Origin of the sequence: Alicyclobacillus fodiniaquatilis (genome assembly GCF_042678105.1) — a bacterium.
Classification (GTDB): Bacteria; Bacillota; Bacilli; order Alicyclobacillales; family Alicyclobacillaceae; genus Alicyclobacillus; species Alicyclobacillus fodiniaquatilis.
Genome location: NZ_JBHUCX010000097.1, coordinates 25,103 through 34,303, shown reverse-complemented (window position 1 = coordinate 34,303; position 9,201 = coordinate 25,103). Strand labels below are relative to the sequence as shown.

Annotated in this window: 6 protein-coding genes; 4 read left to right on the top strand and 2 right to left on the bottom strand. The window is 50.2% G+C overall.

All coding sequences use genetic code 11. From position 1 onward, the window contains the following. Positions 1-124, bottom strand: a 124-nt coding sequence (locus ACFSB2_RS23710) for a transposase (RefSeq protein WP_377945585.1), incomplete at its 3' end; no start/stop codon positions are given. 818 nt (positions 125-942) lie between these two features. Between ACFSB2_RS23710 and ACFSB2_RS23705 the strand changes: the two genes are divergently transcribed. Then, positions 943-1,914, top strand: a complete 972-nt coding sequence (locus tag ACFSB2_RS23705) for an aldo/keto reductase (RefSeq protein ID WP_377945581.1) — start codon at positions 943-945, stop codon at positions 1,912-1,914. A gap of 244 nt (positions 1,915-2,158) precedes the next feature. Here the strand turns inward: ACFSB2_RS23705 and ACFSB2_RS23700 are convergent, their stop codons facing one another. After that, positions 2,159-5,044, bottom strand: coding sequence for a helix-turn-helix transcriptional regulator (locus ACFSB2_RS23700; RefSeq protein ID WP_377945580.1), 2,886 nt, complete (start codon positions 5,042-5,044; stop codon positions 2,159-2,161). Between the two features lie 169 nt (positions 5,045-5,213). Here ACFSB2_RS23700 and ACFSB2_RS23695 point away from each other — a divergent pair, with 169 nt between their 5' ends. The 3 genes from ACFSB2_RS23695 to ACFSB2_RS23685 form a co-directional block, all read left to right on the top strand. Next, positions 5,214-5,429, top strand: a complete 216-nt coding sequence (locus ACFSB2_RS23695; RefSeq protein WP_377945579.1) for an SRPBCC family protein — start codon at positions 5,214-5,216, stop codon at positions 5,427-5,429. 25 nt (positions 5,430-5,454) lie between these two features. Further along, on the top strand, positions 5,455-6,318 hold the full coding sequence (locus tag ACFSB2_RS23690) for an alpha/beta fold hydrolase (protein ID WP_377945578.1): 864 nt from the start codon (positions 5,455-5,457) through the stop codon (positions 6,316-6,318). A 155-nt stretch (positions 6,319-6,473) separates the two neighbouring features. Beyond that, a partial coding sequence (locus ACFSB2_RS23685; RefSeq protein WP_377945577.1) for an immunoglobulin-like domain-containing protein occupies positions 6,474-9,201 on the top strand: 2,728 nt, incomplete at its 3' end.

Here is a 9,201-nt window from a genome sequence, read left to right as displayed (position 1 = left end):
ACAATTGCTTCAAACGTGATTCAACGGGCTCTACAAGCACCTTTCTCCGGTATTTCGGACAAAACACAACATGGTACTTGCAGTCAAATGTGACATTTCGATTCAATTCGACGTCTCTACTCATTGCGATCACCCAAGAACATCTTACCAAAACAAGTTAGATACCGCTATTTCATCTAACGTTTAGTTGATCGTTAAAAGACATTTCGCCTAACGGCGAGCGCCTTATATCCCCATAGCTAAAGCAAGGGGTTTTACGGCGCATCTGATAATTTTCAGCCCTTGATCCGAATTAACTCGCTCAAGACAAATTTCGATAGATTATCTGTTCTTTATAAAGTACAATATCATTTATTATAAAGAACTTTGTCGGGTGGGGTTAAAATGTCTGATACCACTGTGTTATGCAGAAACTCGTTTGGGGTTAGGCGTTCTCTGTTGATAGCCGTAGAAGCTGTGTATTCTGATTTAACAGCGATACAAGTCGAACGAATCCGGTCATTTGCTGGTGAATTAGAGGACACGCTTACACCTATAGAAGTGTTCGTTACAGCGGACGTGAAAATAGACATCTCCCTTTGCATGAAACATTTTAAAGACACTGAGACATGGAGATGGCTTAAGGAAGATTTCAAGGATCCAATTTTGGAATTTGAGAGGAGACTCCTTCGTTTCTGACTATAACGGACAGCATTCTGTATCAAAGGTTCTATAGAGAATGCGTTCCGCAGACGATCTCGTTGTAGCAGTGGGTCGAGGGGAAATTCGGATTTGTAAATGATCGGGTTGAAAACGCATCTAGAAGGAACAACGTAGTCAGTAGTCAGCCTATTCAGCGGATCCGATGTGCGCCTCGACCGATTTTCAAACCCATTCCATACGTATATATTAGCTATAGCACCTACTTCACGCCACAACTCAAATTCATAGGAGGCTTGTGAGATGGACTATACCTATCTAGGAAAAACTGGTTTACGTGTGAGCCGCTTATGTCTTGGGACGATGAACTTTGGTCCCGAGACCGAGGAGAAAGACGCGTTCCGCATTATGGACGCAGCGCTTGACGCTGGTATCAACTTCTTCGATACAGCTAACGTATACGGTTGGGAACGAAAAGGTTGGACCGAGGAGATCATCGGTCGTTGGTTCGCACAAGGTGGTGGTCGGCGCGAGCGTGTCGTGCTGGCAACCAAAGTGTACGGTGATATGGATCCCAACGATGGACCGAACAACCGTGGCGGACTGTCCGCTTACAAAATTCGACGTCACTTGGACGCTTCCCTGAGGCGCCTCCAAACCGATCACGTTGAACTCTACCAAATGCACCACGTTGACCGCAATGCCACCTGGGATGAGCTGTGGGGAGCATTTGAAGTGGCGGTCAACCAAGGTAAAATTGGGTACGTTGGCGCCAGTAACTTTGCGGGTTGGCACCTCGCAATCGCACAGGCGGCCGCGAAAGAACGCAATTTCCTCGGCCTTGTCTCTGAGCAACACCAGTACCACCTTTTGTGCCGTTTGCCGGAATTGGAAGTGCTTCCAGCAGCAGAAGGACTTGGACTCGGGGTCATTCCTTGGAGTCCGCTCGCTGGCGGATTGCTTGGCAGGAACGCGTTAACCAAAACTGGACAGCGCAGCGCTCGGGCACAAGAAGCTGTGGAGAAGAACCGCGCCGCGTTGGAAGCATTCGATAAGTTGTGCAAAGAGATCGGCGAGCCACAAGATGTGGTGGCCTTGGCTTGGTTGTTAGAAAATCCAGCCGTCACGGCCCCCATCATCGGACCGAGAACCTTGGAGCAGTTGAACGATAATCTTCACACCTTGGAAGTCAAACTAGACGAATCTGTAATGCAACGGTTACACGAAATCTTCCCAGGCCCAGGGAAACCAGCTCCGGAAGCGTACTCTTGGTAAGTCATTGATTTCGACTGCATATGTACGATTCTGAGACAGCAAGGGCACCGCGATGTGTCTAAGGCTACCCGGCTGCGCTTTAAATTCAAGATGTTGAACGGTTTCGTTATATAGAGCAAAGACCGAGGTTATTTCTCCTCGGTCTTTGCTCGCCATTGATGCTCATTTTGACGGCCCGATAACCGGCTTTGTCTAAAGACAATTATGTATTCTCATCTCAACACCAAGCAATTTCTCCTATTTTTCAATCCTCTTGTTTACTGAGATAGACTGCTAATGCCGTTCGATGACGGACATCCAGCTTCCGAAAAATGCTACGTAAATGGTGGTCTACAGTGCGGGGAGAAACGTGTAATTTAGCCGCTACTTCTTTATCTGTAAGTCCTGCCGCAACGAGCCTGGCCACTTCCCACTCACGTTCCGTGAGCGCATCAGGGTGAGCTGATCTTGTATTAGCAGTTGAAGTCTTGGCAGTACGGACTGCATCCAATAAACGCTCAGCCTCTACCTGTTCTCTTGCACCTAAACAGCTAAACACATCCAGTGCACTTTGTAGACAATCAATCACAATATCGCGTCGTGTGACCATTTCTGGACGAACCGTTGATTCCTCTGTGGTCTCCAACGCCATCCAAACACGTCCGGTTGATAGCCGACTTAGTGCCGCTTCGTATGGAAGTTGGCATGTTTGTGCAAGTGAAGTGGCGTCCTCTAGAAATCTGAATGCTTGTGCATATTCTCCAAGCTCACACTGAAGTTCACCGAGTCGTCGACGTGCTTTGATGATAAACCACGGAATCGGCACAGCCTCAGCCCAGACCATAGCCCTTTCGCACGCCTCGATGGCCTTGGTCTGGTCGCCAGTACGACGGTAATAATCAGTCCAAGTAATATCAATGAATGGGCGATGCAGTTTTGACACTTGACTGAGGGGATGCGCGTCAGCCGCTTCGAGCCATACTTTGGCCATATCCACTTCATTCCGAAGAAGATGGGCCTGTGCGCGAATCGCATGTACCCAAGTAAAGACCGTTGTAGAGGGAGGCGGTGGATCGGCCGGGCGAAATGGCGCCAGCTTTGCCAACACAGCGTCCAAAGCGTCGGAATCTGCAGTTTCCACTAGCATCACAGCAGCAAACCAGGTAATCAGAGAATCTGGTTCTGGTTCCTCCAAGACGTAATCCACCAAGTGTTTACGTCCCTCTTTCCAATTGCCTCTTGTATAGTGATAAAATCCTGCGGCGGAATATCCCTTCGGCATGAAGCCAAATCCATTTTTTTCATTAACCTGATTTTCAAGAACCATTAGCTCCTGAATGATAGCATCCACTTTATCCAGTTGATCGGTTTTGCTGAGATATGTATGGTACAGATAATTGGTAAACAAGATGGTGGCAGACCAGTCATCATGTCGGTGGTACGCCGCTTTACTCAATTCATGCGCCGTGTCGATGATATCGTCAAGTTTCCCTAAAAACGCATTCAACCTCGTTTTCATACGTAACACTTGCGGATTTTGCGCACCAACATTCTTCTGTAAATCGCTGAGCAATTGCTCTGCTTCTTCCAAGCGTCCGTGTGTATACAAAAAACTCCAGTACACCATGACGATCCTCGGATATTCGCAATGCTCACGAAAGAATAACTGTTCGAGGTAGAGATATCGGTCGTTGGTCAATAGTCGTTCCTGTAAGGCTGAAAGTGTTGCAATATCATCCAGCACTACGCGATCTCCACGGTCGTAAGCACGTTCATACAAGAGGTAGCTAACCCATGCCTCGACCGGTAAGTCTCCACTTTGCCGAGCTAAGTCAAGTGCGGTTTCAAAATGCTGAAGTGCATTGACCTCACTCCTCCGTCGCATGCAAAAACCAAGTTTGAGGAGAATCTCCGCATGCATGCCGTCTCCTTTGGGCAACAATTCAAGCGCATGCTGATAACGTTCTTCGGCATCCAGGATAGCGCCGACACGAAGCGCATGGTCCCCTGCAAGAACTAGAAATTGCACGGATCGTGCATCTTTTGCACGCCGATAGTGAAACGCGATGGCATCGAAGGAATCGGACGAGGTCCTTTCCAAAACCTCCGCAATGGTTTGGTGACACCGCACGAGCCGAACGCCGTGCATCCAGTTCATCAAATACAGCCGGACAATCGCGTGTCGGAATTGAAACGTATCTGACTGACTATCCACGTTTCGAATGAGTCCTAACTGTTTTGCTTCGTCTAAAGCCGTGGTTACCGCTTCTTTCGTACTCGTGGAAATGTCCACGAGTAAACGGAAATCAAACAGCTCCCCAATTTGGGCAGCCTCTTCTAATACAGAGATATAGGTTGGATCCAGGAGATTCAGTTTTCTGTCAATGGCTTGTTGAACCGTTTCTGACACAGGAACTGCCGTATAACGTTGATCTTTGAATTGCTCTAGGATTTCCGCCACAAATAGCGGTAAGCCATGGGTCAATCGATAGATTTCATCGGCTAAGCGAGATGGGTTATCTTGGCTGGGGACGATTGCCCTTATCAGTTCCTCCACTTCCACACGGTTCAATTCCTGAAGTAAGATGCGTTGGGTTCCGGTTCGTAGCATATCCGAGAAAACGCGACGGATGTCGGTAAAATGGTATAAGTCTTCGGAACGATACACTCCAATCACGAGGAGTGGCACATCATGAAGCCGCCCAGATAGCTGTCGGAGTAAATTCATGGACGCACGGTCTGACCATTGTAAGTCATCAATTGTAATAACGAGCGGGCGTCCTGCACTCCGGAGCCAGCGGATCAATGATAGGGCGACTTCGAACGACTCGGTCAAAGCGGGTGCGCTGCCAAATGGAATCGGCAAAGGAGATGGCTCCCAGCGTCCACCATACATTTGGAGATTTAGGAACGCTTCCCGCCAGGGGCCGTATGGAATCGTCTCCCCGGGGCCTGGGCACCGACACTGAATGGTCGGCTCCGATGTTCTCGTATGAGATTTCAATGCGTAGTTTACAAGGGTAGTTTTCCCAATCCCAGCCTCACCGCCGACCAGGATGATACCACCTTCTCCACTAGACACGCGCGTCACAGCATCCGCTATGACTTGAACTTCTGACGTTCTTCCCACCAATCGTGGTGTACCTGTCATGAAAAGTAGACCTCCTGCAATGGGAATCTATGTAAGCGGACGTCCTCCTGATTGGAACTGTACATCATTCACCTTTAAATAGGGAATTTTCCCGATGCCGAAATATGCTCTATTCATTATAGTTGGTCGAAAAAGACCTTAAAAGATTTAGGGGAAGGAAATGTGTGGGATGCAATATGAGTTTGTTACAAGGTGGGCCCTTGACGAAGCAACTGCCGACTGTGTGTACGAAACATTATCCTCCAATGCCTATGGAGAATGGTGGACGAATATGATTCCCCCACTCATGAAGCCACTGTTCTTCGTGTGGAATCACGATCACGTCATGCACCGTGGCGCGCTCGGGCTCGCCTACCGATTACAGGCGACGCTGGTGCAAGGATAATCCGTACAGGTCTGGAGGATTTCCTATGTTCGATGGTGTGATAGAAGTCAGAAACGGGCGCAAAGTAGGTTATGCGGAGTACGGCCCTAAAGGTGGTTATCCGGTCGTATTGTTCCACGGAACACCGGGCTCGCGTTTTCAAGTATTTGCTCATCTCGCCACACGTGAGTTGCAAGAGGTGAGCATCATTGTTCCCGAACGCCCCGGGTACGGATTGTCTGATGTGCAGCATCAGCGCTCATTGTTCGATCACGCAGCAGACATTCAAACACTTGTCACTCATTTAGGAATTCAGCGATTTTCCGTCATCGGAATTTCTGGCGGCGCACCATACGCGCTAGCCTGTGCGAAAGCATTGCCCGAGTGTATAGAACGAGTCTCCATCCTATGTGGCGTAGGTCCATTGAATGATCCGGAACTGTTGGTCGAGTGCGATGAGCTGGAGCAGGCGCTCATTGCGAGGTCCAAGGCAGCGGACCAATACATTGCGCAGATGGTGGCCGCCGCACAACATGCGCCGGAAGCGGTTATCCAACAAATTTACGCAAGTTTGCCACCAACCGATCAGGCACTTATCAGCAAAGATATGTTGAGTGTACTCCTGGATACCTTTTTAGAAGGATTGTGCATTCCTGACGGCATGGTGGACGATTACATCGTACTTGCGAAGCCCTGGGATTTTTCGCTCCATGATATTCAGGCGCCGGTGCATCTGTGGCATAGTACCGCCGATCACAAGATAGGGATTCGGCATGCGGAGTATATTGCATCTCAAGTTCCAAACGCAGTATTGCACAAAATCTCGAACATAGGCCATATCGGTACGCCCTTCGCATGTATACAGCAAGTATTGAACTACATTCGGACAGGAGCGGTTGCAACCATGTGAATTTCAGTTTTGTCGCTCCGAACATAGGTGTACATCCATTCGCTGATGGAGAAGCACAAGTCCATCAAAAATACTTTATATTGACAAGCGTCGGTATCTTTGGGAGTTCAGGGATCAAGACACTAAGAGATTGGGTGAATTCAGGAGGATAAATGGTGAAAAGTAGCTTAAAAGGGATTGCTGCAGCGACACTCATCTTAGGCACTATGATTCCTACCACATTTGCTGCAGTACAATCAGGAGGCGCAGCAATACGGGCAACGATTACTGTAGATGGTTCGGTTTTGAGTCAGCCTTACGAAATCGTTGCAAAAGATGGGGGTACGCCAACAGCGTATATGCCCGTCTATTATATGAATCAAGCGTTATTGAAATCTGGGTACAAAGCAGTCTGGGATGGGTCCACACATTCCTGGAATCTGACGACGAGCAATGGCAGCCTCGATTTCTCCGATATTGAAGTGGGGCAAGGAAACACGTCGATATATGTAAACGGGACACTGGTTAAAAAAATTAACACGATAGTAAACGTCGATCCTGCGGCAGGCAAACATGCTTCAACCACAACCTACATTCCAATTTTCTACGCGCAAGAGTTGATGCAGGCTGCTGGGATTAAGAACACTTGGGACGGCACAAAGCATGTTTGGGCAGAGACAACACCGCTAACCTTGACAGCGAATCAGACGTCCGGTCCTTCCACTGGTGTTACGTCTATAAGTAAAAACGTTGTGATTACCGGAACGAACGTAACGCTCCAAAACACGAACGTTGACGGTGACATTTTCATCAACCCTGGCTCCAACGGTATAGTGTACCTCTCAAACGTTACGGCCACAGGGCGTATTATCGTTCTTTCCGGAGCTTCACACGCAATCTACTTGACAAACGTGATTGCTCCTACATTAACCGTAAACAGTTCCTCCGCAGTCCATATTGTTTCGTCCGGAAATACTCAGATCAACACTACCGAAATCCCTGCTACGGAACATCAAACGGTCACGCTTGACCAACAGTCAGGCAGCCTCGGTTCAGTCACTGTCGGTTCAAGTTCAACGGTAGCATTGACAGGCGGCCAGTCGTTTGCAACCGTTGCGGTGACTGGTGGTGCGGATGTTCAGGTTGGCAGTAGCGCACCAGTAGGAACCTTGAATGTATCTGGTTCCGATACAAAAGTCGAAGTGTCTGCGGGTGCAACTATCTCCAGCCTTAACATTGGTGACGTGACTGGCGTTGTGATCGACAATAACGGTACCATTTCAACTTTAACCAATGGCGCATCCAGTTCTAGTGTTACGCTGTCTGGTAGTGGCCAAGTGACGAACGTCGTTGGTAATGCTCCAATTGGAAACAACGGTGGCGGTGGCAACGGAAGCACAGCTAGCGAGACAGCGACACCGACAGTGAACACTGTAACTGTTGGAGACGCGACTATCACCGGAACCGCAGCAGACGGTGCTACGGTCACTGTAAAAGACGGAAGCACCACGGTTGGCACAGCAACTGCAGACGCGAGCACGGGTGCCTACTCAGTAGCGGTGCCATCCGGATTTACGTTGAGCGCAGGAGACATCATTTCGGCTACGGCGCAAGTGGCAGGAGATACGGTGAGCCAAGCTACGACGACAGTCGTTCAGGCTGCTGAAACAGACGCGCAAGCGGTGGCGGCTGACAAAGCGGCACTCGCGATCGGGTATGCAGCGGGGGACTCGGCTTCTAGCGTGACGCAGGACTTGACGTTACCCACTACCGGAAGCAACGGTTCGACCATCACGTGGTCCTCTGACACCCCGACAGTCGTAGAAAATGACGGAACAGTGACACAGCCTGCATACAGTTCTGGTAATTCGACGGTGACGCTGACGGCGACGATTACGAAGGGTAGCGCAAGCGATACGCAAACCTTCACGGTAACAGTCGTTCAAGCTGCTGAAACAGACGCGCAAGCGGTGGCGGCTGACAAAGCGGCACTCACGATTGGATATGCATCGGGGGACTCTGCTTCCAGCGTGACGCAGAACTTGACATTGCCCACTACGGGAAGCAACGGTTCGACCATCTCCTGGTCCTCTGACACCCCGACAGTCGTGGCAAATAACGGAACGGTGACACAGCCTGCTTACGGTTCTGGTAATTCGACGGTGACGCTGACGGCGACGATTACGAAGGGTAGCGCAAGCGATACGCAAACCTTCACGGTAACAGTCGTTCAGGCTGCTGAAACAGACGCGCAAGCGGTGGCGGCCGATAAAGCGGCACTCACGATTGGATATGCAGCGGGAGACTCTGCTTCCAGCGTGACGCAGGACTTGACGTTACCCACTACCGGAAGCAACGGTTCGACCATCACGTGGTCCTCCGACACCCCGGCAGTCGTAGAAAATGACGGAACAGTGACACAGCCTGCATACAGTGCTGGCAATGCAACGGTGACGCTGACGGCGACAATAACGAAGGGGAGCGCGAGCGATACGCAAACCTTCACAGTGACAGTTGTGACGGCTGCTGAAACAGACGCGCAAGCGGTGGCGGCCGATAAAGCGGCACTCACGATTGGATATGCAGCGGGAGACTCTGCTTCCAGCGTGACGCAGGACTTGACGTTGCCAACCACGGGAAGCAACGGTTCGACCATCACGTGGTCCTCTGACACCCCGACAGTCGTGGCAAATAACGGAACGGTGACACAGCCTGCATACAGTGCTGGCAATGCAACGGTGACGCTGACGGCGACAATAACGAAGGGCAGCACGAGCGTCACGCAAGCCTTCACGTTGACAGTTGTGACGGCTGCTGAAACGGATGCAGAAGCGGTGGCGGCTGACAAGGAGGCGCTCGCGATTGGGTACGCATCGGGGGACTCTGCTTCCAGCGTGACGCAGG